This is a genomic window from Mesorhizobium sp. (genome assembly GCF_965229135.1).
Lineage (GTDB): Bacteria > Pseudomonadota > Alphaproteobacteria > Rhizobiales > Rhizobiaceae > Mesorhizobium.
Genome location: NZ_OZ245860.1, coordinates 4,833,055 through 4,858,562, shown reverse-complemented (window position 1 = coordinate 4,858,562; position 25,508 = coordinate 4,833,055). Strand labels below are relative to the sequence as shown.

Annotated in this window: 26 protein-coding genes; 23 read left to right on the top strand and 3 right to left on the bottom strand. The window is 64.5% G+C overall.

Annotation, left to right across the window (positions count from 1 at the left end; all coding sequences use genetic code 11):
• The first annotated feature begins 4 nt into the window (after positions 1–4).
• From flgA to ACO07C_RS23110, 23 genes are all read left to right on the top strand, one after another.
• On the top strand, positions 5–529 hold the full coding sequence (gene flgA / locus ACO07C_RS23220; protein ID WP_421916501.1) for a flagellar basal body P-ring formation chaperone FlgA: 525 nt from the start codon (positions 5–7) through the stop codon (positions 527–529).
• On the top strand, positions 526–1,767 hold the full coding sequence (locus tag ACO07C_RS23215) for a flagellar basal body P-ring protein FlgI (RefSeq protein WP_421916500.1): 1,242 nt from the start codon (positions 526–528) through the stop codon (positions 1,765–1,767). Before flgA ends, ACO07C_RS23215 begins: the two co-directional genes overlap by 4 nt.
• Before the next feature lie 9 nt (positions 1,768–1,776).
• Positions 1,777–2,358, top strand: a complete 582-nt coding sequence (locus tag ACO07C_RS23210) for a MotE family protein (protein WP_421916498.1) — start codon at positions 1,777–1,779, stop codon at positions 2,356–2,358.
• Complete coding sequence (flgH, locus tag ACO07C_RS23205) at positions 2,355–3,062, top strand: flagellar basal body L-ring protein FlgH (RefSeq protein ID WP_421916497.1); 708 nt, start codon at positions 2,355–2,357, stop codon at positions 3,060–3,062. Before ACO07C_RS23210 ends, flgH begins: the two co-directional genes overlap by 4 nt.
• Before the next feature lie 16 nt (positions 3,063–3,078).
• Positions 3,079–3,603 carry a flagellar basal body-associated FliL family protein gene (locus ACO07C_RS23200; protein WP_421916496.1) on the top strand — a complete coding sequence of 175 codons (525 nt, stop codon included), beginning with the start codon at positions 3,079–3,081 and terminating at the stop codon, positions 3,601–3,603.
• On the top strand, positions 3,600–4,331 hold the full coding sequence (gene fliP, locus ACO07C_RS23195; RefSeq protein WP_421916495.1) for a flagellar type III secretion system pore protein FliP: 732 nt from the start codon (positions 3,600–3,602) through the stop codon (positions 4,329–4,331). The genes ACO07C_RS23200 and fliP overlap by 4 nt, the downstream gene beginning before the upstream one ends.
• A gap of 251 nt (positions 4,332–4,582) precedes the next feature.
• The gene (locus ACO07C_RS23190; protein ID WP_421916494.1) at positions 4,583–5,575 is read left to right on the top strand and encodes a flagellin; all 993 of its coding nucleotides are present in this window, start codon (positions 4,583–4,585) and stop codon (positions 5,573–5,575) included.
• 354 nt (positions 5,576–5,929) lie between these two features.
• A complete protein-coding gene (locus ACO07C_RS23185) occupies positions 5,930–7,000 on the top strand; it encodes a flagellin (protein WP_421916493.1) in 1,071 nt (356 codons plus the stop codon).
• A gap of 137 nt (positions 7,001–7,137) precedes the next feature.
• Positions 7,138–8,784 carry a flagellar basal-body MS-ring/collar protein FliF gene (gene fliF, locus ACO07C_RS23180; protein ID WP_421916492.1) on the top strand — a complete coding sequence of 549 codons (1,647 nt, stop codon included), beginning with the start codon at positions 7,138–7,140 and terminating at the stop codon, positions 8,782–8,784.
• Positions 8,785–8,787: 3 nt separating this feature from the next.
• On the top strand, positions 8,788–9,414 hold the full coding sequence (locus ACO07C_RS23175) for a hypothetical protein (RefSeq protein ID WP_421916491.1): 627 nt from the start codon (positions 8,788–8,790) through the stop codon (positions 9,412–9,414).
• Positions 9,411–10,766 carry a MotB family protein gene (locus ACO07C_RS23170; RefSeq protein ID WP_421916490.1) on the top strand — a complete coding sequence of 452 codons (1,356 nt, stop codon included), beginning with the start codon at positions 9,411–9,413 and terminating at the stop codon, positions 10,764–10,766. The genes ACO07C_RS23175 and ACO07C_RS23170 overlap by 4 nt, the downstream gene beginning before the upstream one ends.
• Positions 10,763–12,160: a chemotaxis protein MotC gene (locus ACO07C_RS23165; protein ID WP_421916489.1), complete on the top strand. Its 1,398-nt coding sequence runs from the start codon at positions 10,763–10,765 to the stop codon at positions 12,158–12,160. The genes ACO07C_RS23170 and ACO07C_RS23165 overlap by 4 nt, the downstream gene beginning before the upstream one ends.
• Positions 12,157–13,530, top strand: a complete 1,374-nt coding sequence (locus tag ACO07C_RS23160; protein WP_421916488.1) for a flagellar hook-length control protein FliK — start codon at positions 12,157–12,159, stop codon at positions 13,528–13,530. The genes ACO07C_RS23165 and ACO07C_RS23160 overlap by 4 nt, the downstream gene beginning before the upstream one ends.
• Positions 13,460–14,050, top strand: coding sequence for a transglycosylase SLT domain-containing protein (locus ACO07C_RS23155; RefSeq protein WP_421916487.1), 591 nt, complete (start codon positions 13,460–13,462; stop codon positions 14,048–14,050). Before ACO07C_RS23160 ends, ACO07C_RS23155 begins: the two co-directional genes overlap by 71 nt.
• A 223-nt stretch (positions 14,051–14,273) precedes the next feature.
• Positions 14,274–14,942: a response regulator transcription factor gene (locus ACO07C_RS23150; protein WP_421916486.1), complete on the top strand. Its 669-nt coding sequence runs from the start codon at positions 14,274–14,276 to the stop codon at positions 14,940–14,942.
• A gap of 88 nt (positions 14,943–15,030) precedes the next feature.
• Positions 15,031–16,287, top strand: a complete 1,257-nt coding sequence (locus ACO07C_RS23145; protein WP_421916484.1) for a flagellar hook protein FlgE — start codon at positions 15,031–15,033, stop codon at positions 16,285–16,287.
• A 28-nt stretch (positions 16,288–16,315) separates the two neighbouring features.
• Positions 16,316–17,770 carry a flagellar hook-associated protein FlgK gene (gene flgK, locus ACO07C_RS23140; protein WP_421916483.1) on the top strand — a complete coding sequence of 485 codons (1,455 nt, stop codon included), beginning with the start codon at positions 16,316–16,318 and terminating at the stop codon, positions 17,768–17,770.
• A 3-nt stretch (positions 17,771–17,773) separates the two neighbouring features.
• Positions 17,774–18,817 carry a flagellar hook-associated family protein gene (locus tag ACO07C_RS23135; RefSeq protein ID WP_421916482.1) on the top strand — a complete coding sequence of 348 codons (1,044 nt, stop codon included), beginning with the start codon at positions 17,774–17,776 and terminating at the stop codon, positions 18,815–18,817.
• Positions 18,818–18,847: 30 nt separating this feature from the next.
• Positions 18,848–19,195: a flagellar biosynthesis regulator FlaF gene (gene flaF / locus ACO07C_RS23130; protein ID WP_421916481.1), complete on the top strand. Its 348-nt coding sequence runs from the start codon at positions 18,848–18,850 to the stop codon at positions 19,193–19,195.
• Positions 19,192–19,635, top strand: coding sequence for a flagellar biosynthesis repressor FlbT (gene flbT / locus ACO07C_RS23125; protein WP_421916480.1), 444 nt, complete (start codon positions 19,192–19,194; stop codon positions 19,633–19,635). Before flaF ends, flbT begins: the two co-directional genes overlap by 4 nt.
• Positions 19,635–20,042: a flagellar hook assembly protein FlgD gene (flgD, locus tag ACO07C_RS23120; protein ID WP_421916479.1), complete on the top strand. Its 408-nt coding sequence runs from the start codon at positions 19,635–19,637 to the stop codon at positions 20,040–20,042. The genes flbT and flgD overlap by 1 nt, the downstream gene beginning before the upstream one ends.
• 13 nt (positions 20,043–20,055) lie before the next feature.
• Positions 20,056–20,322 carry a flagellar biosynthesis protein FliQ gene (gene fliQ / locus ACO07C_RS23115; RefSeq protein ID WP_227345459.1) on the top strand — a complete coding sequence of 89 codons (267 nt, stop codon included), beginning with the start codon at positions 20,056–20,058 and terminating at the stop codon, positions 20,320–20,322.
• 229 nt (positions 20,323–20,551) lie between these two features.
• On the top strand, positions 20,552–22,195 hold the full coding sequence (locus ACO07C_RS23110; protein WP_421916478.1) for an MFS transporter: 1,644 nt from the start codon (positions 20,552–20,554) through the stop codon (positions 22,193–22,195).
• Between the two features lie 58 nt (positions 22,196–22,253).
• Here the strand turns inward: ACO07C_RS23110 and ACO07C_RS23105 are convergent, their stop codons facing one another.
• The 3 genes from ACO07C_RS23105 to ACO07C_RS23095 all read right to left on the bottom strand — a co-directional run bounded on the left by ACO07C_RS23105 (position 22,254) and on the right by ACO07C_RS23095 (position 25,470).
• Positions 22,254–24,035 carry a chloride channel protein gene (locus ACO07C_RS23105; protein ID WP_421916476.1) on the bottom strand — a complete coding sequence of 594 codons (1,782 nt, stop codon included), beginning with the start codon at positions 24,033–24,035 and terminating at the stop codon, positions 22,254–22,256.
• Positions 24,036–24,185: 150 nt separating this feature from the next.
• Positions 24,186–24,710: a cupin domain-containing protein gene (locus tag ACO07C_RS23100; RefSeq protein ID WP_421916475.1), complete on the bottom strand. Its 525-nt coding sequence runs from the start codon at positions 24,708–24,710 to the stop codon at positions 24,186–24,188.
• A 28-nt stretch (positions 24,711–24,738) separates the two neighbouring features.
• On the bottom strand, positions 24,739–25,470 hold the full coding sequence (locus tag ACO07C_RS23095) for an NAD-dependent epimerase/dehydratase family protein (protein WP_421916473.1): 732 nt from the start codon (positions 25,468–25,470) through the stop codon (positions 24,739–24,741).
• Positions 25,471–25,508 lie beyond the last annotated feature (38 nt).

The following is a 25,508-nucleotide window of genomic DNA, read 5'->3' as shown; positions in this document are numbered from 1 at the left end:
GAAGATGATCCTGCCGATCTCCTGCTCCGCTTTCCGTCGCACAGCGCTCGTCCTCGCGCTGGTTGCCGGCGGCATGCCGGCTGTCGCCCAGGAATCGGCCGGACAGTCGGCTACCCAGATCGCCGCCAATCAAGCCGCCGGCGAGGTCGTACTGATCCCCAACCGCGTCATCTACCCAGGCGAAACCATAGAACTCGCCGCGCTGAAAGAGGTGACCCTCATTCCGGGCAAGCACAAGCCGGATGCTGTCGCGACCCTGGCCGAGGAGCTCAACGGCAAGGTTGCCAAACGCACCCTGCTGCCGGGCCGCTACATACCGACCAACGCCATCCGCGACGCGTGGCTGGTCGAGCAGGGCGCCGCAGTTCAGGTGTTGTTCACCGCTGGCACGCTGACCATTTCAGCCACCGCGGTCACGCTGCAGCCGGGTGCTGCCGGCGATCTCATCAAGGTCCGCAACAGCGACAGCGGAAAGATCCTCTCCGGCACGGTGATGGAAGACGGAACCATCCGGGTCAGCGCTTCATGAAACGTGCATTTGTCCTTTTGCTCGCGGCACTGGCCGGTCTTCAGCCATCGCTCGCCGACGGCCTGACCCCGAAGGCCAAGCGTGACCTTGCCGCGAGGGATGGCGGCGCATTCAACGACCCCGAATACGACCCGGCGACCACCAACCGGATGTTCCGCGTCTCTTCCGGCCCAAGTTCGCTGCCGCCCGGGCAGGTCGCGTCGCGCATCAAGGATATCGCGCAACTGCAGAGCTCGCGCGACAACCAGCTTGTCGGCTACGGCCTGGTGATCGGACTGGCGGGGTCCGGCGACAGCCTGCGCAATTCGCCTTTCACGGAACAGTCGATCCGCGCCATGCTCGAAAATCTCGGCATCGCCACCGAGGGAGGCAGCGCCCGCGCCAAGAACGTCGCGGCGGTCATCGTCACCGCCAACATGCCGCCCTACGTCCAGTCGGGCTCCCGCATCGACATCGATGTGTCTTCGATGGGCGACGCGACTTCGCTCGCCGGCGGCACGCTGATCATGACGCCTCTGAAGGCGGCGGACGGCGAGATTTACGCGGTGGGCCAGGGCTCGGTCATCGTTTCGGGCTTCACCGCGCAAGGCCAGGCCCAGCAGTTGACGCAGGGCGTGCCGACCGCCGGCCGTGTGCCGAACGGCGCCATCGTCGAGCGTACGGTGAAGGCCGAATTCGACGATCAGGCGACGCTGACGCTGCAGCTGCGCAATCCCGATTTCTCCACCGCCGTGCGCATCGCCGACGCCATCAACGACTACACCAGCCAGCGCTTCAGCATGCGTGTGGCCGCGGAGCGTGACGCCCGCACTGTGCAGATCAGGCGGCCGAAGAATGTTTCGGCGGCGCGTTTCTATGCCGAGATCGAGAACCTGGTGGTCGAGGCCGACGGCCCGGCCCGTGTCGTGATCGACGAACGCACCGGGACCATCGTCATCGGCAACGACGTCAAGATTTCGCGGGTAGCCATCAGTCATGGCACGCTGACCGTGCGCATCACCGAAGCACCGCGCGTCGTCCAGCCCGAGCCCTTCTCGAAAGGCGAGACCGCCGTCGAGCCGTTCACCGCCATCGATGCCTCCCGGCCCGATGCCCGCGTCGCGGTGCTTGACGGTCCGGATCTGCAGACGCTGGTTTCGGGGCTCAACCGTCTCGGCGTCAAGCCGGACGGCATCATCGCCATCCTGCAAGGCATCAAATCGGCCGGCGCTCTGCAGGCCGACCTGGTTCTCCAATAGGCGACGCCGATGACCACTTCCCTCCCCCACAAATACCATCGCCGCGCAGCCTGGCTGGCTTTCGCGGCACCGGTCCTTGCCGTGACATTCTCCATGGGCGGCGCCGCCCGCGCCGACGACACGGTTCGCCAGGTTCTGCCTGGTGCGCAGCCCGCCGAGGCGCCGCGGCAGCTGGCGCGTGAAGCAAAGCCGGACGAGAGCGAAATCCAGCGTTTCTGTTCCAACATCGCCGACGCGGCGCGCGACCGCCGCTATGCCTTGCAGGCGCAGGAGCTGAAACAGCTTCAGGCAGGCATAGACCAACGCATGAAAGCGCTGGAAGAGAAGCGGGCCGAATACGAGACATGGCTGAAGCGGCGCGAGGTGTTCCTGGCCCGCGCCGAGGACGGTGTCGTCAAGATCTATGCCGACATGAAGCCGGACGCCGCGGCCGAACGGCTGGCGATCGTCAATGCCGATCTCGCTGCCGCGATCCTGATGAAGCTCGATTCGCGCAAGGCCGGCGTCATCCTCAACGAAATGGACCAGAAGGCGGCGGCAACGCTCACCGGCATCATGGCCAGCGCAGCCCGAAGGGTAGATCCGTCATGATCCGCAAAACGTACATCCTGCTTGCGGTCGCCATGCTGTCGGGCTGCGGTACGGACCTCAAGGAGGTCGGCCGGGAACCGTCGATGTCGCCGGTTGGCTCCGGCATCTCAGACGGCACGACCGGCTCGCTCTACCGCTATCCGCAATCGCCGGCGCTGCCGGTCAGGAAATTCTCGCTGTGGGACGACCGCCAGAGCCGCCTGTTCACCGATCCGCGCGCGCTGTCGCAGGGCGATATCCTGACCGTGAAGATCAAGATCAACGATCGCGCCAACTTCAAGAACCAGAACGACAGGAGCCGTACCGCCAACCGCAAGCTCGGCTACGACATCAGTGCGCAATGGGACAAGCTGAGCACCGCCGGCAAGGGCGCGGGCGCTCTGAGCTCCGGCACGGACACGACAGCCGACGGCGAGATCAAGCGGTCGGAAACGCTTGAGCTCAACGTCGCCGCCATCGTCATCGACGTCCTGCCCAACGGCAATCTGATGATCAAGGGATCGCAGGAGGTCCGCGTCAACGCCGAGCTCAGGGTGCTGACCATCGCCGGCATCGTGCGGCCGGCCGATATCGGCGCCGAGAACACGATCCCCTACGAGCGCATCGCCGAGGCGCGCATCTCCTACGGCGGACGCGGCCGCATCACCGAGATCCAGCAACCTGCCTATGGCCAGCAGGTTCTCGATCAGGTCCTGCCGTTCTAGGCCCGGAGAACCCATCATGGCCAATGCCGAACAGGTTCAGCCCAGCAAGGGTCCCTCCCTTGTCATCCAGATCGCCATGCTGATGGCGGTAACGGTCGCCGCCATCGGCATGGGCTGGCTGTCGGGCGGCTACCTCAAGGGCGCGCAGGGGCCGGACGTCGTGCCGCCGGCCACGGCAACGGAAGCCAAGCATACCGAGGGCGGTCATGCCGAAGGCGGGAAACCCGAGGGCGGCGGCGCGCACGGCGCGGCTGGCGTGTCCACGCTTGTCCCGCTCGCGCCGATCACCACGAACCTCGCTTCGCCGGCCGACATGTGGATACGGCTCGAGGTAGCGGTGGTTTACGACGTCCCGCAGCCGCCCGCGCTGGCCGAGCAGATCCAGCAGGACCTCATGGCCCTGGCGCGGACATTGAAGCTGCACCAGATCGAGGGCGCCAGCGGCTATCAGCATCTGAAGGCCGACCTCGAGGAACGCGCCATGATCCGTGGCGGCGGTCACGTCAAACAGGTTCTCATCAGGACATTGCTGCTCGAATGAGAAAACTTCTCGTCGCCACCGCCCTCATCGTCGCCGCCACCTCCGTGGCCGGAGCCCAGCAGCTGGACTTCGGCGGCATCGGCAAGGCCGACGGCACCACGGTCGGCTACATCATCCAGATGTTCGGCCTGCTCACCGTGCTGTCGGTGGCGCCGGGCCTGCTGATCATGGTGACGAGCTTCACGCGCTTCGTCATTGCCTTCTCGATCCTGCGCGCCGGCATCGGCCTGCAGTCGACACCGGCCAACCTGATCCTCATCTCGCTATCGCTGTTCATGACCTTCTATGTCATGGCGCCGACCTTCGATCAGGCATGGAACACCGGTGTCAAACCGCTGATGGACAACCAGATCAGCCAGACGGAAGCCTTCGAGAAGATATCGGACCCGTTCCGGACCTTCATGCTGCGCAATGTGCGCGACAAGGATTTCGACCTTTTCGCCGACCTCGCGCGTGAACGCGGCCAGGTCGTCGCCAAGGAAACCGTCGATCTGCGCATTCTCGTGCCTGCCTTCATGATCTCCGAGATCCGGCGCGGTTTCGAGATCGGTTTCCTGATCGTGCTGCCGTTCCTCGTCATCGATCTCATAGTCGCCACCATCACCATGGCGATGGGCATGATGATGCTGCCGCCCACTGTCGTGTCGCTGCCCTTCAAGATTCTGTTCTTCGTCCTGATCGACGGCTGGAACCTGCTCGTCGGCAGCCTGGTGCGCTCCTTCAGCTGAGCACCCGCGCCTCACGACCGCGCCTCGCGAGACGGCCGAAGCACCGGCCGGCGCACGGCACCTGTTGCTCGAATTCCACCCGAAATATTTCCGATTAACCTTCGGATTTAGTCCTTTGGTAGGAACTTCCCCGCATAGTCGCTGACAGATGGCGGGTGATCGAATTTCGAAGATCATTGGCATGATGCCGCACCGTCATACCGGAAAAGCCGGTATGAAAAAAAGACGCGTAAAATCAAGGTACGAGTACCATGTCCAGCATCATGACGAACACCGCCGCTCTGACGGCGCTGCAGAGCCTTAACGCCACCAGCAAATCCCTCCAGGACACCCAGGCCCGCATTTCGACCGGTTACCGCGTCTCGCAGGCTTCGGACAATGCCGCTTACTGGTCGATCGCCACCACGATGCGCTCCGACAACCAGGCCATGTCCACCGTTTCGGACGCGCTGGGCCTCGGCGCTTCCAAGGTCGACACCGCCTACACCGGCATGAACAGCTCGATCGACACCCTCAACCAGATCAAGACCAAGCTGGTCGCGTCCTACGGCCAGACCGACGCCGACAAGGAAAAGACCCAGACCGAAATCGCCGCGCTACAGAAGCAGCTGAAGTCCTACGCCGATGGCGCCACCTTCTCCGGCACCAACATGCTCTCCGTGTCGACCGCTTCGGGCACCGCGGCAGACGTCAAGATCGTTTCCGCCTTCAACCGCGATGCTTCCGGCGCGTCGTCGATCTCGACGATCGACGTCAATGTCGAAAGCATCAAGCTGTATGACAGCGGTGCCGCACCAACGGCTAAGGGCATTCTTGACGCGGACCGTCTCGGCAGCACCGGCGCCGTTACCGGCACCGCAGCCGCTCCGACCGCTGGCGCTGCTTCCACGGCTGCCGACACCTATTCGGTCGCCACGCTGAAGGTGTATGACTCGGCCACCGGCAAAGGCTTCAGCGACTCGCAGATCGCCGACCAGATGAAGGTCGTCGACGCCGCCCTCAAGGACATGACGAACGCCGCCACCACGCTCGGCGCCGCCAAGAGCTCCGTCGACCTGCAGAAGACCTTCACCTCGAACCTGATGGACTCCATCGATCGCGGCGTTGGCCAGCTCGTCGACGCCGACATGAACAAGGAATCGACCCGTCTGCAGGCCCTGCAGGTCCAGCAGCAGCTCGGCGTCCAGGCGCTGTCGATCGCCAACAGCTCGACGCAGTCGATCATGTCGCTCTTCCGCGGCTAATCGCACCCGCCCAGCTAGTCGAAATCAAAAGATCGGGCCGCGCCACAAGCGCGGCCCGATTTGCGTTTGCGTCACGATACGTCGCTCCCATGCCTGGCCGGGAGCTTTGCCGCGCAGCCAGCAGTTCAGCGCGTCGATCCAAGCGCGCTCGAATCCAAGCAAATCCCACCAACGGCCGCGCCTTAATCTTTGAAAGCCTGCCTTTAACAAGTCATTAACCATAAAACGCTAGTCATGGTTAACCAATAGCTTACAACAGCTTGGCGAATCAGCCTCATCAAGGCACGATGCCATTGTTGAACGGGCCTATCCGGCATGTGTGGGCATGCCGGCTTTTGAAAAGGAGCGACTTTCTTGGCGAGCATCATGACCAACGCCGCGGCGTTGACCGCACTTCAAAGCCTCAACGCCACCAACAAGTCGCTTGAACAGACGCAGGCGCGCATCTCGACAGGTTACCGCGTCTCCGAAGCCTCCGACAACGCCGCCTACTGGTCGATCGCCACCACCATGCGCTCGGACAATCAGGCCCTGTCGACGGTACAGGATGCGCTCGGCCTCGGCGCCTCGAAAGTCGATACCGCCTACACCGGCATGAACAATGTTCTGTCGACGATCAGCCAGATCAAGACCAAATTGCTTTCGACCGTGGGCCAGACGGATGCCGCCAAGGCAAAGACGCAGACCGAAATCACGGCGCTTCAGGCACAGATGAAGTCCTTTGCCGACGCCGCCACCTTTTCTGGCTCGAATTACCTTTCGGTGACATCCACGCAGGTCGCCGCGCCCAATGATGGCGTGCAGCCCGACTCCAAGATCGTCTCTTCGTTCAACCGCACGTCCTCCGGCGCCGTCCAGCTCGGAACGATCGACATCGATGTCGAGAGCACCAAGCTGTTCGACAACGGCCTCTCCACCGCCGTGAAGAATTCTGGCATTCTCGACCGCAAGACCTCTATCTATGCTACCGGGGCCGCCCAGACGCAGTATGATACCGCTTATGCGACCGCGATCGCCGGCGGCGCCACCGACATCGCCGCCAACACCACCGCGCAGGCGGCGGTCAGCCCGGCGGCGACCAAGATCGACAACGTCTCGGCCTTCAATCTTGACATCACGGCCCCTGGCGTAACCGACGACATCATCACCCAGATGATCACCAAGATCGACAACGTCATGGGCCAGCTGACGAACTCCGCCACCATCCTCGGCTCGGCCAAGAGCAGCATCGATCTGCAGAAGACCTTCACCTCCAGCCTGATGGACTCCATCGACCGCGGTGTCGGCCAGCTCGTCGATGCCGACATGAACAAGGAATCGACACGCCTCCAGGCGTTGCAGGTGCAGCAGCAACTCGGTATCCAGTCCCTGTCGATCGCCAACAGCTCCTCGCAGTCGATCCTGTCGTTGTTCAAGAACGGCTAAGCTGATCAGCCAGCGTCTTCCTGACAAATCCGCAAGGCCGCGCTTCGAGCGCGGCCTTTTCGTTTCGGCCTATCATTTTCGCACAAGCTTCGGGGCCTAGTGTCCTGGAGGAAACCAACGCTGGGAGTGGTCGAATCGTGCCGGTACAGATCCAGAGCATCATCTCGAATCTCCAGGGCTTCGGCGTAAAGCGCCTTGCCATGCTGGCCGGCATCGCCGTTCTGGTGATGAGCGTCATTGGCGTGGCCTCGGTCTATCTCAATCGACCGGCCTACGACACGCTGTATGTCGGGCTTGACCGCGCGGACGTAAACCAGATCGGCCTGGTGTTGGGCGAGGCCGGCATCGGCTTCGATGTCGGATCAGATGGCACGTCTGTCCTGGTGCCGGCCGGCACGACCGCCCAGGCTCGCATGCTGCTAGCCGAGAAGGGCCTGCCGACCAGCTCCAATGCCGGCTACGAGCTGTTCGACAATGTCGGCTCGCTTGGCCTCACCTCCTTCATGCAGCAGATAACCAGGGTGCGAGCGCTCGAGGGCGAAATTGCCCGTACCATCCAGTCGATCTCGGGCATCAAGGCCGCGCGCGTCCACATCGTCATGTCCGAGCGCGCCAACTTCCGCCGCGACGAGCAGCAGCCCTCGGCCTCGGTCGTCATCCGCTACGCCGGCATAGATGCCGAAAAGAGCGCGATGTCGATCCGCCATCTCGTCTCCGCGGCGGTGCCCGGCCTGTCCGCCGACAAGGTCACGGTGCTCGATTCCAACGGCAACCTTCTGGCCGCCGGCGACGACCCGTCGAACACCAGCGCCGCCCGCACGCTTGGCGTCGAGCAAACCGTCGAGGCGCAGATCGGCGACAACATCCGCCGGGCGCTGGCGCCCTATCTCGGCCCCGACAATTTCCGCGCCAGCGTCAAGGCCGATGTCAACACCGACACCCGCCAGACCGAGGAGACGATCTTCGACCCGAATTCCCGTGTCGAACGCTCGGTGCAGTCGGTGCGCGCCAATGAGAACAGCAATCAGAAGCAGGCATCCACTCCCGCCAGTGTCGAGCAGAACATGCCGGAAACCCAGGCGACCACCTCCGAGGGGCCGCAGTCCACCTCGCAGAACGACCGCAAGGAAGAGATCACCAACTACGAGATCAATTCCAAGAAGATCGCCACCGTTTCCAACGGCTATACCGTCACCAAGATGTCGATCGCCGTGGTCGTCAACCAGCAGCGCCTGGCAACCATCCTCGGCAAGGACGCCACTCCCGAACAGATCGCCAAGCGCGTCGCCGAGATCCAGAAGATGGTGACGTCGGCCACCGGATTCGACGAGAAGCGCGGCGACATCATCGACGTCTCGGCGGTCGAGTTCATCGACGGATTGAATGGCGAGGCGCTGCCGCAGGCAAGCATGCTCGATTCGATCGGGCAACATGCCGGCACGCTCATCAACGCCGGCGCCTTCATCGTCGTGGTGTTCCTGGTCGCGTTCTTCGGTCTCAGGCCGATGGCCGCCGCGCTGACGGCGAAGGCAACGCCGGCCATCGCCGGTCCCAATTTCGACGAAGTCCAGCGCTCCTTGCCGACGCCGGAAGCGACGGCCTCGCTCGACGCGCCCGCCGCCGGAAGCTTGCCGGGCGCGCGTCCCGGTTCCACGCCGCTCGACGATCTTCGCCAGAAGATCAGGCCGGCGCCACAGGAGCGGCTGGCTCGCATGGTCGACCTCAATGAGGAGCGCACCGCGCAGATCCTGCGCAAGTGGGCTGCCCAGGAAATCGCGGCCTAAGCCATGCCCTCAGCCGCTCTTTTCGACCTTCTCCCGGACTTCGGCGCGCGTGCCCAGCACGGCGTCCAGCCCAGGTCGGCGGACGAGCCCGACCACAAGCCCGCTGCTCCGGCGCCACAGGCCGACATCGGCGCACTGATCGCCGAGGCGGTTACCCAGGCCGAAGCAGAGCTTGAAGAACGCCTGACGGCGGCTCACAGGGAAGCGCTCGAGGCCGAGCGCCAGGCCAATGCCGACGAAGCAAAGGCATTCCTCGAAAGCCTCGGCGACGATGTCGGCAAGGCGGTCGCTCTGCGCATCGACATGATGGAAGCGCGCGTGACCGAACTGGTCGGCGCCACGGTCGCCCGCGTCGTCGGCGGCATTGTCAGCGAAGACATTCAGAAGCGCTCGCTTGAAGCCCTGGCTCGCTCGGTCCGCGAGGCCGTGGATGATTCCGAGGCGGTGCGCATCGGCGTTCGCGGTCCGCCTTCGCTGTTCGAGACGCTGCGGACGGCACTCGGTCAGCGTGCCGCCAACCTCGACTTTGTCGAAGCACCCGGCTTCGATCTCACCGTCACCATCAACGAGGCCGTGTTCGAGACGCGCATGGCCGAATGGTCGGCAACCCTCTCCGAGGCATTGTCATGAGCATAGCCGCCGCTGGGGAACACCGTCACGAGATCATCATCGTCAAGCGTGGTCACGACGACCACGACGAAGGGCATCATGGCGGTGTCTGGAAGATCGCCTTCGCCGATTTCATGACCGCGATGATGTGCTTCTTCCTGGTGATGTGGCTGATCAACGCCGCCAACGAGCAGACCAAGTCGGCTGTCGCCAGCTATTTCAACCCAGTCAAGCTGGTCGACCGCAATTCGAGCCGCAGGGGCCTTCAGGACCTGGGCGACGGTCCGCGCTCGGTCGGGCTGACGGCCGACGCTCCGCAGGAGGCGACCAGCAAGGCCGGCCAGGAAAATGTCGGCGGCGCGGGTTCGTCCAACATGAAGCAGGACAAGGAGGCGCCGCAAAAAACCGAACGCACCGACGAGCATCTGTTTGCCGACCCCTATGCCGTCCTGTCGGAGATCGCCTCCGACACCGGCGTCATGCAGAACGTCAGCCAGAAGGGCGATGGCGGCGCGCAGAATGCCGGCCCGGCCAATGGCGCGTCAGGCGGGACGTCCTACCGCGATCCCTTCGAACCGGACTTTTGGTCGCAGCAGGTGGCAACGCCCGGCGCCGAGGCAAGCGCGGAGCGTGTGAAGATCGACGGCGACCCGGTCAAGCCGGGCGACAAGGCCGCCGACACCCAGGTGCCCAAGGTCAAGGCCGTGCCGCCGCTGCCCGCCGCGCCGCTCGAGCCCCTGGCCAAGACCGAACCGGACGCCACGGCGCCAAAAACGGCGATTACCAAGGCAGGCCAAGCCAAGGCCGTGGACGCTGTCGACACATCGGCCAAGCTCGATGGCCCCGATACCGCTGCCCCCGATAAGGTCGCCGCCGACAGGGTCACCAAGGACAAGGTCCCTACCGCCGCGTCGATGAAAGCAGCGGCGGAGGTGCGCCAACAGCTCAACGACGCCTTCAAGCCGGGCGACAAGCTGCATGACGATGTCTCGGTCGAGGCTACCGACAAGGGCGTCGTCATCTCGATCACCGACCGGCTCGATTTCGGCATGTTCGAGATCGGCTCGGCCGTGCCCAGGCGTGAACTGGTGCTGGCGATGGAAAAGATCGGCCGTATCGTCAACAGCCAGAAGGGCACCATTAGCATCAACGGCCATACCGACGCGCGCCCGTTCCGCAGCGACACCTACGACAATTGGCGGCTGTCGACGGCACGCGCGCATTCGGCCTATTACATGCTTGTTCGCGGCGGCGTAGACGAACGCCGTGTGACCGAGGTCGCTGGCTTTGCCGATCGGCAGCCGAAGGACGCGGCCAATCCGATGGCCGCCGCCAATCGGCGCATCGAGATCCTCATGGCGACCGGCGGATGACCCGCACCGTCCTCCATCGGATGGTTGGCCTGCTGTTGCTTGTCGCCGGGCACCCGTCGACCGGCTTCGCCCAGGACGCCCTGCAACCCTATCAACTGGTACGGTCGCTGCAGCTCGTTCAGGACCGCATCGCGGCCGGCGACCATGCCGCCATGCCGATGCAGGCAAAGCTGCTGGAGATGGTGGACGCGCGCCTGCGCGAAACGGGTCCGGATGATTTCAAGGATCCGAAGAATTTCCGCGCCCTCTTGGTCTACGGCATGAGCGGCGGCAACCCGCTCACCGTGGAGACGGCCGTTTCGCGTGCAAACGTGGATCCACAGGAACGGTCCATTGCCAAGGGTGTCGTCAGCTATCTGAATGGACGTCCCGCCGAAGCGATCGACACATTGCGGCCGATAGACCCGATGACGCTGCCCGGCGACCTCGGCGCCTTCCTCGCTTTGGTCAAGGGCTCCCTGATGAGCGGGGACGAGCCGGCCGCGGCACTTGCTCTGCTCGACGAAGCCAGGCTGCTCAGCCCCGGCACGCTGGTCGAGGAGGCGGCTTTGCGCCGCTCGGTGGGCATTGCCGTCACGCAGGGCGATGCGGCACGCTTCGCGCTTGCCTCGACGCAGTATGTCGAGCGCTACCTCTATTCTCCCTACGCCAGCCAGTTCGCCGATTCCTTCGTCTCCGGTGTCGTCGCGCTGCATATGGCGATCAGCCAGGACAAGCTCGCCGACATCACCTCGATGATGGATCCGGAGCGTGAAAAGGTCATCTATCTGCGCATCGCCCGGCGTGCCGCGATCGACGGCCTGAACGATCTGTCGACCTTTGCCGCGGCACGGGCCGAGCAGGGTCGCGACGGCATAGACAACAAGGATGATCCGCGCGCCCTGCTCTACGCCAGCCTGTCCACCGTGACATCGGGCACGCTTGAAGACGTCCATGCCAAGCTCGACAAGATCGACCGCAGCAAATTGTCGAATGGCGACCGTGCCCTGCTGGACGCGGCGCGCGCCATCGCCGGCGAAGTGGTTGCGCCGCCCGCCTCCCCTCCCGTCGACGAGCCGGTCCTCGACGCTGTCGAACAGCCGCGCGCTGCCGAAATCCCAGGCGCCCAGGCGCCCAAGCCTCAGACCGCCGATCAGCAGGCAGCCGACCCGACCGGTCTGCCGCCGGTCGAAGGCGCGATGCCGGAACAGCCGGCTGCGTCGGCATCAGCCGAGCCCACCAGAACGCCGGATGCAGCGGCCGTGGCCACTGCCGCCAACGACACGATGGCGGCCTCACCTGCTTCAGCGCCCGCGGCCGGCCCGAACCCCACCGACCCGACCGACGCCGCCATGATCAAGACGCGTCGGAAGCTCGATTTGATCGACCAGATGCTTGGAGCCGCCCCGAAATGACCACCAGCGTTGGCCCTGCCTTGCCGGGATTTGCTTCCGCGCGTGCCGCATCCGAGCAGCCCGCTGCTGGTGGAAATGGCGCGGACACGGGCTTCGGCAGCATGTTGCAGGGCACCGCGAAACAGGCCCGTCAGGAGAACCAGAACGGGAGCGAGGCCGCGCCCCGCGACCCGCGCTGGGGCAAGCCCTTTCCCACGCGTCATCCTGAAACCGGAAACACGGACGAACCGGCGCCTGCCGACCCGCGCAAGATCGCATCGGCGAAATTGCTCTTGCTGAAGGCCGCCAAGGACAGCGCGGAGAGCGCGGCCGGCAAGGAAGCGGACGATGCCGCACCCGGTGGTGACGCCCCGAGCGACACGTCATCGCTGCAGGACCATCTGCCGCTGCTGATGGCGCTTCACGACCTGCGTCAGTTCTCAGCCTCGGCCAAATCCGACAAAACAGCGACAGGCGACGGCGCCCCGGCAGCGCTCGATGGCCAACTCCCGCTATCCAGGCGATACCGGTCGACGACCGATGCGGGGACGGCTCTCGGGCAGGAGGCGCTATCCGGGCAAGGCCCCGCGGCCGCCGAACAGGAACCTCGGCAAGCCAGTGCCATCAAGCTGCCCACCGGCCCTGTGAAGCACGACGACAGCCTGACATTCGGTTCGCCGTTGGAGAGCGCGGCGGACGAGGCCGTGGCGCAATCGAAGCCGACCTCGCTGCCGGTCAGGAACCTCGACGACGCCTTGTCCTCCATGCGCGCGGAGGCAGGAAAGCCGGCCTCTTCGGCTAACCGTGTCGAGGTCGTTTCCGAGCGGAGTTTCCCCGTGCCCGCGCAAAATGCGATGAGCCAGGCCGCGGCCACCGTAATCGACGCGATCAAGGCCGACAGCGGCCTTCAGCAGGCTTTCTCAACCGCTCCCGCAGCATCCCAAATGACCACTTCCGTGGCCGCTCCGACACACATATTGAAGATCGAACTTCACCCTGCGGAGCTCGGCATGGTCACAGCCAGCCTGCGCCTCGCCGGAGAACAACTTTCAATTGAATTGAAGCCCGAGACCCACGAAGCCTACCGCCGGCTGACCTCCGACAGCGAGGCCATTGTCAAGTCGCTGCGCGGTCTGGGTTTCGAGGTTGACAAGGTCACGATCCTGCAACCATCGATAGCAGTGCCTGCCGCGGCACGCACCGACGCCAGCGCCAATCCGCAGGCAATGGCGGGCCGCGACCAGTCGTCCTTTCAGTCCGGCAATTCGGGTGGCAACAATGATGGCGCCGCCGGCCAGCAGTCGGGAAGGAACCGAAACAATGATCCCCAAGAGCTCGGCCGTCCCGCTTCGCCTGCTCGCGATCGCGCTGGCGACGATATGTTTATCTAGCTTCGCCGCGAGCGCCGCAGACGCCGCCGCCAACCCTTGCGAGCCAGAGATCCTGCGTGCCGCCGATCGCTACGGCGTACCGGCGGGCATCCTCTATGCCGTCGGGCTCGCCGAAACCGGCAGGAAAGGCAGCCTCCAGCCTAACGCCATGAATATAGAGGGAAAAGCTGTCTTCCCAAGGAGCCGGGCTGAGGCTCTCGCAACCTTCGAGGCAGCGCGGCGTGACGGCAAGACGCTGATCGATCTCGGCTGCATGCAGATCAACCACCACTACCACGCATCGCATTTCCGCAGCGTCGAGGACATGCTCGATCCGCGTCAGAACGTCGACTACGCGGCCCGCTTCCTGGCCAGCCTCCATGCCCGCCACGAAACCTGGTCGATGGCGGTTGCCCGCTATCATGCCGGCCCCGACAATGACCCCGCGCAGAAGGTCTACGTCTGCCGCGTCATCGCCAACATGGTCGCCACCGGCTTTGGAAAATGGACTTCGAACGCCCGCGTTTTTTGCAACCCATAGCTGCTTTCGCCCTCGCGAATATGCGCCCCGCTTCGAACCCCAACCGGTGATCGTGCATGCATCGTGCGATCCCTGGCCGAGACGTCCGAGCACACGCTAATGCAACCGAGGCGATTCCCGACTCCCAAGAAACTAGCTACAAGAAATGACGGTTGTTCAGGATTCCCGCCAGCGGCTACCCCTTTTCGCACGGAGCAGATGATCTGATTCGGAGGCGGGGCCGATGATAGTTATTGTTGACGAGCGAGAGCTCGTAACCGAGGGGTATAATTCACTTTTTGATCGCGAGGGGGTTGCCTGCGCGGGCTTCGCGCCAGGCGAATTCGGCGAGTGGGTCAACTCCGCTGCCGATACCGACTTGAAGTCGGTTCGGGCCTTCCTCATCGGCGACTGCCGGGAAGGCGCCATCTCGCCGCGTCAGATCCGCGACCGCACCGGTGCCCCGGTCATCGCCTTGAGCGAGCAGCATTCGCTGGAAAACACACTGCGGCTGTTCGAGAGCGGCGTCGACGACGTCATCCGCAAGCCGGTCCATATCCGCGAGATACTGGCGCGCATCACCGCCATCCGACGCCGCGCCCACGAAGATGTGGCCTATACCGAGATCGGCGCCATGCGCATCTTCATGGACGGCCGCGATCCCGAGATCGACGGCCAGCCGCTGCCCTTGCCGCGCCGCGAGCGCCGTATCCTCGAATACCTGGCGAGCAACCGCGGACGCCGCGTGACCAAGACCCAGGTGTTCAATGCCATCTACGGCATCTTCGACGAAGAGGTCGAGGAGAACGTGGTCGAGAGCCACATCAGCAAGCTGCGCAAGAAACTGCGCGAGAAGCTCGGCACCGATCCCATCGATTCCAAGCGCTTCCTCGGCTACCGGCTCGTCTTCTGATGCCTTGGAACCGCCTTTGCGCCAGCTTCGCGCAAGACACAAAGCGTAGCCTCGTGGCCAGTGGCCAATGCATTGAGGAGACCTGTCGATGAGCCTCTACGGAATGATGCGGACCGGCGTTTCCGGTATGAACGCCCAGGCAAACCGCCTGTCCGCCGTTGCTGACAACATCGCCAACTCCGACACCACGGGATACAAGCGGTCGTCCGCCGAGTTCTCCACGCTGGTCATGCCGTCAACGGGCGGCGCCTACAATTCCGGCGGCGTCACCACGACGATCCGGCAGGCGGTCAGCGATCCCGGCGTACTCCAGTATACGACCTCGGTCTCCGACCTCGCCGTCAGCGGCGACGGCTTCTTTGTCGTCCAGGACCCGAGCGGCACGCCTTTCCTGACCCGCGCCGGCGCCTTCGTTCCCGACGCGCAGGGCAGGCTGGTCAACGCGGCCGGCTTCCAGCTGATGGCCTACAGCTACGCCAATGGCGTGCCGGCGGCGACCGTGAACGGCTTCGACGGACTGGTTCCGGTCGTCATATCCGACCAGGGCATGACCGCGACGCCAAGCACCCAGGGCAGCTACACCGGCAATCTGCCGGCGGGCGCGACGCCTGTCGCGGCCGGCAGCCGGCCCTCCGACAACAGCGCGACCTCGCAGTACACCTCCAAATCCTCGATGGTCGCCTACGACAATGTCGGCAACAAGGTGCTCGTCGACGTCTACTTCACCAACACCGGCCCCGGCACCTGGGAAGTGGCGGTGTTTGACCAGTCCAAGGCCACGCCCGGAACCGGATTCCCCTACACTGGCGGCGCGCTGGGCTCGGCCAACCTTACCTTCGACACCACCACCGGCAAGCTCACCGGCGCGACCACCGGCGTCACTTTCCCCGTGCCGAACGGCGCCAGCCTCAATCTCGACCTGTCGAAGCTGACCCAGCTCGGCGCGGGCTTCACTGTCACCGATGCCCAGGTCAACGGCAACGCGCCCAGCACCATCGACAAGGTGCAGATCAGCAAGGACGGCACCATCTACGCCCAGTACAAGGACGGCTCCACGAAGGCGCTGTACAAGATCCCGCTGGCCGACGTGCAGAGCCCGGACCAGCTCAAGGCATTGCCCGGCAACGTCTACGCGCAGGGCACCGAATCCGGCGCGGTCCGCGTCGGCTTTGCCAATGAAGGCAAGCTCGGCTCCATCATCTCCGGCGCCCTCGAGAACTCCAACGTCGATATCGCCGAGGAGCTCACCAACATGATCGCGGCGCAGCGCAGCTACACCGCCAATTCAAAAGTGTTCCAGACCGGTTCCGACCTGATGGACGTCCTTGTCAACCTGAAGAGATAAAACCGGGCGCCGCCCGTGAAAGACCAGCATGTCGCTATCCACCGCATTGAGCATCGCCCAATCGGCGCTTATGAACACCGCGAAGCAGACGAGCGTTGTCTCGCGCAACGTTTCCGACGCCGACAATCCGAACTATTCGCGCCGCATCGGCGTCGTGGTCAGCACGGCGCCCGGCGCCCGTTCGGTCGACGTCCAGCGCCAGACCAACGACTTGCTGTTCCGTCAGAACCTGGCCGCCCTGTCGGCGTATAGCGCGCAGAACGCGCTCTATTCCGGCATGGATCAGCTGGACGTCTCGGTCAATGGCGTCGACAACGCGTCCTCGCCCTCGACCGCGATCGGCAATCTTCAGCAGGCGCTGCAGCTCTATGCCACCTCCCCGTCCAACCAGAACCTTGGCTCCAGCGTGATCGACGCGGCCAAGCAGGTGGTGCGCTCCCTGAACCAGGGCTCCAAGGCCATTCAGGATTTCCGCACCCAGACCGACGGCCAGATCGACACGGCGGTCAAAGACCTCAATTCGTTGCTCAACCAGTTCCAGGATGCCAACACGGCGGTCATTTCGGGAACCCGTTCGGGCACCGATGTTTCCGACGCGCTCGACCAGCGCGACGCGCTGCTGAAGAAGATCGCGGATTATGTACCGGTCTCGACCTTCACGCGTGGCGACAATGACATGGTCATCACCACGGGCGACGGCACGACGCTGTTCGAAACCATACCGCGCACGGTCAGCTTCACGCCGTCTGCCGCCTCTACTCCCGGTGTCGCCGGCAACGCCATATCCATCGACAACGTGCCGATCTCGGCGGGAACCGGTGGCAACACCAGCGCCAGCGGCAAGCTTGCCGGCCTGCTGCAATTGCGCGACGGCGTCGCCTCGACCATGCAGAGCCAGCTCGACGAGACCGCGCGCGGCCTGATCACCGCCTTCGCCGAGACCGCGCCTTCGATGCCCAATGCCGCCGGCCTGTTCACATGGTCCGGCGCGCCGGCCGTGCCGGCCGCGGGAACGCTGGTCAACGGGCTTGCGGGCACGATCAGCATCAATGCCGCGATGGATCCCAGCACCGGCGGCAATCCGGCGCTGCTGCGCGACGGCGGCGCCAACGGCGCAGCCTACGTCGCCAACACCACTGGCGGCGCTTCCTATTCCAGCCTTCTGGTTGCCTATGGCGACCGGCTCGACCAGCCGATGACCTTCGACAGTGCTGCCGGGGTTTCGGCGAATTCCAGCGTTTCCGACTACGCCGCCAATTCGATCGGCTGGCTCCAGAGCGTACGCCAGCAGGCCTCGACCGCCGCGGATGCCAAAGAGGCGCTGGCCGCACGCAGCGCCGATGCGCTGTCCAACGCCACCGGTGTCAATATCGACCAGGAAATGTCGCTGATGCTCGATCTGGAGCACAGCTACCAGGCATCGGCCCGGATGATGAAAACCGTCGACGACATGATGACGGCCCTGATGAACGCGGTAGGATAAGCCATGACTTCAGTTTCCTCGGCGGCCCTTTCGAACGCCATGCGCTATCAGCAGATGCGCATGCAGGCCGAACTTGTCAAAGCGACCAAGGAATCCTCGACCGGCAAGGTCGCCGATGTCGGCCTGGCGCTGGGCGGACGCACTGCTCAGTCCGTCACGTTCCAGCGCGATCTCGACCGGCTCAACGTCATCATCGATTCCAACGGACTGGTCGCCGCACGGCTTTCGTCGACGCAGACCTCGCTCGGCCAGCTCTCCAGCGTGGCGCAGACCTTCCTGTCCAGCCTGACGTCGGCGACATCGGGCGACTCCTCGCAGAGCCTGACCCAATCGGCCGGCCAGACGACCATCCAGCAGCTCGCCTCGATCCTCAACACGAGCGTCAACGGCGAGTATCTGTTCGCCGGCACCAACACCGACGTCAAGCCGATCAACGATTTCACGGCTGCCGGCTCACCCGCCAAGGCCGCCTTCGACGCTTCCTTCGTCGCCAAGTTCGGCTTCACGCCAAGCGATCCGGCCGCGGCCAACATCACCGCCGCCCAGATGGACGACTTCATCACCAACAGCGTCACGCCGCAGTTCCTCGGTTCCGGCTGGCAGACCAACATGTCGAATGCCACCGACCAGCAGATCGTCAGCCGCATCGCGCTCAACGAAACCACCGCCACCTCGACCAGCGCCAACAGTGACGGCATCAAGAAGCTGGCCATGGCGGCAGCCATGATCTCCAGCCTGATGTCCAGCAACATCAGCCAGGCAGCGAAAGACACGCTCGTCACCCGTTCGCAGACGCTGGTTGGCGAAGCGCTGAGCGGCATCGCCCAGACGCAGTCGGAGACTGGCATCGTCCAGAAGCGCGTGTCCGACGCCAGCGACCGGATGAAGACGCAGGTTGACCTGTTCGAGCGGCACATCGTCGATCTTGAGGGCGTGGATCCTGCGACCGCAGCCACCAAGGTCGCGAATCTGACGCAGCATATCGAAAACTCATTCGCGCTGACGGCACGTCTCCAGCAGCTCAGCCTGCTGAACTACCTGACCTGACAACTGCTAGCGGACCGGTAGAGCTCACCGATGTATCAATTCTCCTATGACGACATCCAGGCCGACTCCGTCGGGGACGCCAGGGATCGGGAGCGGCAGCTGCTGACGCGCTCGATCGACATGCTGTCGGCAGCGGCAGCCGTCGGTCACGGTTCGCAGGAAGCGGTCGAGGCACTGCATTTCACCAATCGCGTCTGGTCCATCTTCCTGGAGGATCTCGGATCGAACGAAAACGCCCTGCCCAAGGAGCTACGCGCCAACCTCATCTCCATCGGCCTCTGGCTGTTGCGCGAAACTGAGGATATCCGGCAGGGCCGCACCAACAATTTCGAAGGCCTGATCGAGGTATCCCAGATCATCAGGGACGGCATTCAATGAGCAACACGCTGAAGATATCGCTTAAGCCGAACGAGAAGATCTACATCAACGGCGCGGTCATCCGCGTCGACCGCAAGGTTACCGTCGAGCTGATGAACGACGTTCAGTTCCTGCTGGAGAACCATGTGATCCAGGCGGACGAGGCCTCGACGCCGCTCAAGCAGCTCTACTTCATCCTGCAGGTCATGCTGATGAGCCCTCCCGACGCGGTCGAGGCACGCAACATGTTCCGCCACTCGCTGCCGCTGCTTCTGGCGAGCTTCGAGGACGAACGCATCTGCAGCGAACTGAAACAGATCGATCGAATGGTCGCCGAGGACCACATATACGAAGCGCTGAAGGCGATCCGTTCACTCTATCCGCTTGAACGCCGCGCACTTGGCGGCAATGACGATGTGCCGGGCGCCCCGCGCCCCCTGGCAGTGGGAGCACGATACTGATGGCCGTGGACATGACAACGACGATACCGGTTGGCGCCAACCAGGCGACCACGCAGACATCGAAGACCGCCGTCGACTACCAGTCCTTCCTGAAGCTCCTGATCGCCGAGATGAAGAACCAGGATCCGACGAAGCCGATGGACTCGACCCAGTATGTCGCCCAGCTCGCGACCTTCTCGCAGGTGGAGCAGTCGGTGCAGACCAACACCAAGCTCGACCAGATCATGCAGTCGTCGGCACTCTCGCAGGCCGACGCTCTCATAGGCCGCAACATCACCTCGGCCGACGGCAAGACCACCGGCACGGTGGCTTCGGTGACGCTTGGCAGCAACGGACTGATCGCAGTGCTGCAGAATGGCACCACCGTCCCCGTCGGCGCGGGCGTGTCGATCAAGCCGGCAAGCTAGGCCAGCTTCGCATATGAACGAGGCCGACGCCCTCGATATCGTCCAGTACGCGGTGTGGACGGTGCTGACCGCTTCCGCCCCTGTCGTGCTGGTCGCCATGGCGGTCGGCATCGGCATCGCCCTGATCCAGGCGCTGACCCAGATCCAGGAAATCACGCTGACATTCGTGCCCAAGATCGTCGCCATCATGCTTGTGGTGGCGCTGACAGGTCCGTTCATCGGCGGCCAGATATCGGCCTTCACCAACGTCATCTTCGAGCGCATCCAGCACGGCTTCTAGCGCCTGCCGCAAACCCGGGGCGCTCCTCGGTCGCCGCAAAGCCAGCTCACAAGGCGTTTCATGCGGCAAGCGGAGATGCGGCCCAACGCCCTTTGCCTCAAGCCACGTTGGACCATGACCTTTTTCCATGAGGCGTTCGCCCTTTTTTACCCGATGCCCTAATTTCAACACGTGGCGTGGGGAAACGAGTCGCCGCCACGGCACGGCACGCGAAAGCGGGGAACTGTCCATGATCGATGAAAAGCCGGAAAGCGAGAGCGCCTCGGCGCTTGCGCCATTCCGGCATGGCATATTCCGCTCTGTATGGGCCGCCAGCCTCGTTTCGAATTTCGGTGGGCTGATCCAGGGTGTGGGCGCCGCCTGGATGATGACCACCATCGCCACCTCGCCCTACCAGGTCGCCCTGGTCCAGGCATCGACGACCCTGCCGATCATGCTTTTCGCGCTCGTCGCCGGCGCCATCGCCGACAGCTTCAATCGGCGCAAGGTCATGCTGGTTGCCCAGACCTTCATGCTGGTCGTGTCGCTGCTCCTGACCCTGTTCACCTGGTACGGGTGGATAACGCCGTGGACGCTGCTGGCCTTCACCTTCCTGATCGACAGCGGCACGGCGCTCAACAGCCCGTCCTGGCAAGCCTCGGTCGGTGACATGGTGCCGCGCAACAAGGTGCCGGCGGCGGTTGCGCTCAACTCGCTGGGCTTCAACCTGACGCGCAGCGTCGGCCCGGCGATCGGCGGCATCATCGTCGCCGCCGCGGGCGCGGCGGCCGCCTTTGCCGCCAATGCGTTGAGCTATGTCGGCCTGATCGTCGTGCTGGCGCGCTGGAAGCCGGAACTGCCGGTATCAACCTTGCCGCGCGAGTCGCTGGGCGCGGCCATGGGCGCCGGCCTGCGCTACGTCGCCATGTCACCCAATATCGGCAAGGTCCTGGTCAGGGGCGCCGCCTTCGGCTTCAGCGCCGGCGCGGTGCTGGCGCTGCTGCCGCTGGTCGCGCGCGACGTGGTCAAGGGTGACGCCCTGACCTACGGCATCATGCTCGGCGCCTTCGGCATCGGCGCGGTCGGCGGTGCGCTGATCAGCGTGCGGCTGCGCCAGCTTCTGTCCAGCGAGACCATGGTGCGCTCGGCATTCGGCGGCTTCGCGCTCTGCGCCTTCAATGCCGCTGTCAGCACCCACGCCTGGCAAACCTCGCTCGGGCTTCTCGTGGGCGGCGCCTGCTGGGTGATCGCGCTTTCACACTTCAACGTCACCGTGCAGATGTCGACGCCGCGCTGGGTGGTTGGCCGGGTGCTCTCGGTCTACCAGACAGCGACCTTTGGCGGCATCGCGCTGGGCAGCTGGGTCTGGGGCGTCGTCGCCGATGTGCACGGCGCCGAAACCGCGCTGATCGCGGCGAGCGTCGCGATGCTGGCGGGCGGTGCGATCGGCCTCGTCTTGCCGTTGCCGCAGCAGCCGGTACTCAACCTCGACCCGCTCAACCGGTTCAAGGAGCCGCATCTGGCGCTCGATCTCAAGCCGCGCAGTGGCCCGATCGCCATCATGATCGAATATGTGATCCGCGAGGAGGATGTGCCTGAATTCCTCGCCACGATGGCCGAGCGCGGCCGCATCCGTCGCCGCGACGGTGCCCGCAACTGGACGCTGGCCCGCGACCTCGAAAACCCCTCCATATGGATTGAGCACTACCACACGCCGACATGGCTGGAATATATCCGCCACAACGGCCGCGCCACGCATGCCGACGCCGTCATCGGCGAGCGCATACGCGCGCTGCACAGCGGCAGCGAGCCGCCACATGTGCGCCGCATGATCGAGCGCCCGACGACTGCGGGCACGGCGCTGGTGATGGCGAAGGGACCGATCGAGCATTGAACCCGACGCCGGCGACCGGTGAACGAGCGCCCGGACATCGGCGCTGACCAGAAGCTTCTTATCCTTCGCCAGCCAGGTCCCGGCGCGCCTTTTCGAGTTCCTCGGCGTAGCGCCGCATCAGATAACCTTCGGTCAGGAGCCCGAGCACGATGCGCTCGGAGAAGTCCTCGACGACGGCGAGTTCCTCGGCGCCAGCGCGCTGAAAGGTCTCGGCGGCGGACTGGACGTTCATGCTTGGCACCAGCACGGCGTCCGGGAACTGGGCCAGCGACCGCACCGGCGTGTCGTCCGCCGACGGGTCACTGTGCATCTCGGCGACGATCAGCATGCCGACATAGTGATCCCCCGGATCGACCGCGATGACGCGCTGCGCCGAACCGAGCGGCACCTCCTTGCGGAAGGCCGCCAGCGTCGTCGAGGCATCGATGGTCTTGATATCCTCGCGCATCATCGAGCCGACAGTCAGACTGCGCATCCAGCCGACATCGTGCGCGCTGCGGATCGTCTCGCCGCGCAGGTGGAAACGCCAGGTCGAGAACGAATAGCCGAAGGTCTCACGCACCAGGATCGCCGACATGATGGAGGCCGCCAGCACCACGCCGGTGAGGGTCAGGTCGCGGGTCGATTCCAGCGCCAGGAACGTCATGGTCAGCGGGCCGCCGACGACACCGACCGCCAGCGAGGTCATGCCGACGACGGCGGCAACCGCCGGATCGATGCCGGTTGCCGGAGAGACCAGCGCCATCACCGCTGCAAACGCCTTGCCGAGCAGAGCGCCGAGGAAAAGCGAGGCGAAGAACAGGCCGCCGCGAAAACCGGAACCCAGCGATATCGCCGATGCCGCCAGTTTCAGAACGAAGACGCTGGCCACCACGGCGAGCGGATAGTTCATCGAGAATTCGCGGTGCAATGCGCCATGGCCGCTGGACAGGACCTGCGGCGTGACCAGCCCAAGCAGGCCGACGAATATGCCGCCGATGAAGGGGCGCAGCGATGCGTCGATCGACAGGCGCACGAAGGCGCGTTCGATCATCGTCACGAGATGCATGATGGCGATGGAGGCTGCCCCGCCCAGCAGCCCAAGCAGCAGGAACGGCAGGTACTGGCTGACGGTCAGCGCCGGCAGGCCGGACAGCTCCAGCGGAAACGGCACCCCGCCAAGGGCCTCGGCGATCAGTGAGGCGCAGATCGCGGCGGTCATCACCGGCGCGACGTTGGCGACCGAGTAGATGCCGATCACCAGTTCGAATCCGTAGAAGGCGCCGGTCAGCGGCGCGTCGAACGCGGCGGCGATCGCGCCGGCCGCACCGCAGCCGACCAGCGTGCGGACGTCGTTGCGGCGCAGCTTGAAGATGCGCGCCAGCCGCGACGCAAGGCCGGAGCCGACCTGTGTGTAGCCGGCTTCCAGCCCGACCGAAGCGCCGAAGCCGCTTGAGATCATCGTCTGCACGGCGATGATGAAGGTGTCGGTCAAAGACATGCGCCCGCCATAGAGCGCGTTGGCCTCGATCGGGTCGACGGGGGTGCGGAACTTGCGTTTTCTGAGCCAGATGAACGACAGGCCCAGGATGATGCCGCCAATCGCGGGTATTGCCGCCTGCACGGGGTTGGCCAGCGAAAACATCGCCGAAAGCCGCCCTCCCGGCTGGACGCCGTAGAGCAGCCCGTGCAGATCCTGCACCATCTGGCTCATCGCTGTGACCAGTATGCCAGCCATCACCCCGACGACCCCGGCGAGAATGACCACGGCGATGCCGCGCGCTTCCAGCAAAGGAAGCGATCTGGTAAGCACCGCGCGAAGCCGGCGGGCATAGACTTGTGGTTCGTTTCTGGAAAGCACCGGGTGGCTCGCCCATCCAAAAGCCGGTAAAAAGGCCCTGTCGTGCCTGATACGCCCGACACCATTGCATGGCAACCGAAATGCCCGCCACCAATGGAGCGCCATTTTGGCGCGGGATTTGGCCTTGCTGCAGATACGATGCGGCGTCTGCTAGTCGTGGATCGTGAGCGGGCCACAATCGTCGTCGGCGATGAAGGTCGCGAGCAACTCGGCCGGCTCCGTCGCACTTGCGTTCTCGGCGAACAGATGGACGGTGCCGGGTGGTTCGAACCAGGTCTGTCCCGCGGCGTAGGTGCCGACGACGCCTCCTTCCAGTTGCGACCGCAGCGTTCCCTTCAGGACGAAGGCGGTAACGGATCCAGGGTGCCGGTGCCTGGGCGTATAGGCGTTGGGCGGAAACTCGACGAGGGCGGTGGTGACGGATTTTCCCGGCACGTTGGGAAGCCTCTCGCAAGAGAGCGGCTTGACCGTGGTGGCAGGGCGCGCTTCGGCGCCGCTGCCTGTTGCCGTAGCCATGTGCACATGCGCGCCGCCGGCAAAGGGCATCGTCGGCGCGACGCTTTGCTGGATTTGAACAACCACGACGGTGAAGGCGGCCCCTGCCAGCGATGCAAGGCCGAGCAGTGCGAGCCTCTTGCCTGGGGCGGCTATCGTTTGATTTCCAGTCCTGGCCATGATGACGGTCTTCCCCTGTCAGCCTCGTTCAGGCGGGTAGCCGATAGTCGGCGCGCCAGCCGAGCTCTTCGACAACCTTTTGCGTCGAGACATAGGTGTTGGCCTCCGAGACGTTGATGGCGCCGGATGCCGCGCTTGCGATGGCCAGCAGGGCCGCGTGGGCCGCGGCGTCCACGTGCAGAGGCGCCGATCCCGCGGGCGCTTCCCTGCCCGTTCCCGGGCCGTAAAGCTGGCCGTAGCGCAGAACGAGACCGCCGAGCGGCGGCGATGCGAGAACCCATTTTTCAAGGGCGATCACGCCGGCCATGCTGATGCCACGATCGCCTTTGGCCTCACCATCCAACGCATCGGCTTCGGCGTGCGGCTCAGGGCCGGGCGCATAAGCCCAGGCTATGCTTTGCGCGATCATGCGCCGGGCGCCAGCCGAGATCGCCGCCCTGACCAGATTGCGCGTTCCTTCGTCGCGGATCCGGGCATTGCGCGCGATCGCCTCGCCCATCCGGGTGGGATCGAGGCCCGCCGGGAGGTCGGTCAGCTGGTGGATGACGATGTCGGGCCGCGCCGACGCCACTGCCCGCGACAGTGCGTTGGCATCGAAGACGTCGACGACCACCGGCTCGACGCCAACTCCATGCAGCTGTCGGGCCTTGGCCGCGAGACGCGTGGTTCCCGTCACCTGATGGCCGGCTTGCAGCAATTGCGGGATCAGCCGCTGCCCAACGGCGCCCGAGGCGCCGGCAAGAAAGATTCTGTAACCCATCGTCATCGATCCGGTTTGGTTATAATATCAGTGCACGA

Coding starts and splice junctions, on each gene's coding strand:
- ACO07C_RS23170 (WP_421916490.1), top strand. CDS start 9,411: ATGAGCATAGCCGCCGCTGGGGAACACCGTCACGAGATCATCATCGTC.
- flaF (WP_421916481.1), top strand. CDS start 18,848: ATGTATCAATTCTCCTATGACGACATCCAGGCCGACTCCGTCGGGGAC.
- flgK (WP_421916483.1), top strand. CDS start 16,316: ATGTCGCTATCCACCGCATTGAGCATCGCCCAATCGGCGCTTATGAAC.
- ACO07C_RS23175 (WP_421916491.1), top strand. CDS start 8,788: ATGCCCTCAGCCGCTCTTTTCGACCTTCTCCCGGACTTCGGCGCGCGT.
- flgH (WP_421916497.1), top strand. CDS start 2,355: ATGATCCGCAAAACGTACATCCTGCTTGCGGTCGCCATGCTGTCGGGC.
- ACO07C_RS23110 (WP_421916478.1), top strand. CDS start 20,552: ATGATCGATGAAAAGCCGGAAAGCGAGAGCGCCTCGGCGCTTGCGCCA.
- flgA (WP_421916501.1), top strand. CDS start 5: ATGATCCTGCCGATCTCCTGCTCCGCTTTCCGTCGCACAGCGCTCGTC.
- fliP (WP_421916495.1), top strand. CDS start 3,600: ATGAGAAAACTTCTCGTCGCCACCGCCCTCATCGTCGCCGCCACCTCC.
- ACO07C_RS23135 (WP_421916482.1), top strand. CDS start 17,774: ATGACTTCAGTTTCCTCGGCGGCCCTTTCGAACGCCATGCGCTATCAG.
- ACO07C_RS23100 (WP_421916475.1), bottom strand. CDS start 24,710: ATGGCCAGGACTGGAAATCAAACGATAGCCGCCCCAGGCAAGAGGCTC.
- ACO07C_RS23165 (WP_421916489.1), top strand. CDS start 10,763: ATGACCCGCACCGTCCTCCATCGGATGGTTGGCCTGCTGTTGCTTGTC.
- ACO07C_RS23155 (WP_421916487.1), top strand. CDS start 13,460: ATGATCCCCAAGAGCTCGGCCGTCCCGCTTCGCCTGCTCGCGATCGCG.
- ACO07C_RS23200 (WP_421916496.1), top strand. CDS start 3,079: ATGGCCAATGCCGAACAGGTTCAGCCCAGCAAGGGTCCCTCCCTTGTC.
- flgD (WP_421916479.1), top strand. CDS start 19,635: ATGGCCGTGGACATGACAACGACGATACCGGTTGGCGCCAACCAGGCG.
- ACO07C_RS23095 (WP_421916473.1), bottom strand. CDS start 25,470: ATGGGTTACAGAATCTTTCTTGCCGGCGCCTCGGGCGCCGTTGGGCAG.
- fliQ (WP_227345459.1), top strand. CDS start 20,056: ATGAACGAGGCCGACGCCCTCGATATCGTCCAGTACGCGGTGTGGACG.
- ACO07C_RS23145 (WP_421916484.1), top strand. CDS start 15,031: ATGAGCCTCTACGGAATGATGCGGACCGGCGTTTCCGGTATGAACGCC.
- ACO07C_RS23210 (WP_421916498.1), top strand. CDS start 1,777: ATGACCACTTCCCTCCCCCACAAATACCATCGCCGCGCAGCCTGGCTG.
- ACO07C_RS23215 (WP_421916500.1), top strand. CDS start 526: ATGAAACGTGCATTTGTCCTTTTGCTCGCGGCACTGGCCGGTCTTCAG.
- ACO07C_RS23160 (WP_421916488.1), top strand. CDS start 12,157: ATGACCACCAGCGTTGGCCCTGCCTTGCCGGGATTTGCTTCCGCGCGT.
- ACO07C_RS23190 (WP_421916494.1), top strand. CDS start 4,583: ATGTCCAGCATCATGACGAACACCGCCGCTCTGACGGCGCTGCAGAGC.
- ACO07C_RS23150 (WP_421916486.1), top strand. CDS start 14,274: ATGATAGTTATTGTTGACGAGCGAGAGCTCGTAACCGAGGGGTATAAT.
- flbT (WP_421916480.1), top strand. CDS start 19,192: ATGAGCAACACGCTGAAGATATCGCTTAAGCCGAACGAGAAGATCTAC.